This is a genomic window from Stenotrophomonas sp. INTA L402-1, assembly GCF_059295135.1.
In genome coordinates, this window is record NZ_JCAFWP010000171.1 from 1 (window position 1) to 599 (window position 599).

General features: G+C 52.3%; 1 protein-coding gene. It reads left to right on the top strand.

Annotated elements, in window-relative coordinates:
- The coding region (locus AC5O77_RS22160; RefSeq protein ID WP_494507215.1) for an insulinase family protein at window positions 1-568 on the top strand (568 nt) is incomplete at its 5' end.
- Window positions 569-599 lie beyond the last annotated feature (31 nt).

Below are 599 nucleotides of genomic sequence, written 5' to 3' on the forward strand. Positions count from 1 at the left end.
CTATAGCTCTCTGTTGGGGCAGATCGTACAGCCGTGGTTCTACAATCAGTTGCGTACCGAAGAACAGTTGGGCTATGCCGTGTTTGCGTTTCCAATGAGCGTGGGGCGTCAGTGGGGCATGGGCTTCCTGTTGCAAAGCAATGATAAACAGCCTTCATTCTTGTGGGAGCGTTACAAGGCGTTTTTCCCAACCGCAGAGGCAAAATTGCGGACGATGAAGCCAGAAGAGTTTGCGCAAATCCAGCAGGCGGTAATTACCCAGATGCTGCAGGCACCGCAAACGCTCGGCGAAGAAGCATCGAAGTTAAGTAAAGATTTCGATCGCGGCAATATGCGCTTCGATTCGCGTGATAAAATCGTGGCCCAGATAAAACTGCTGACGCCGCAAAAACTGGCCGATTTCTTCCATCAGGCGGTGGTCGAGCCGCACGGCATGGCTATTCTGTCGCAGATTTCCGGTAGCCAGAACGGGAAAGCCGAATATGTGCATCCTGAAGGCTGGAAAGTGTGGGAGAACGTCAGCGCGTTGCAGCAAACAATGCCCCTGAGGAGTGAAAAGAATGAGTGATGTCGCCGAGACACTAGAGCCTGTCTCTTAT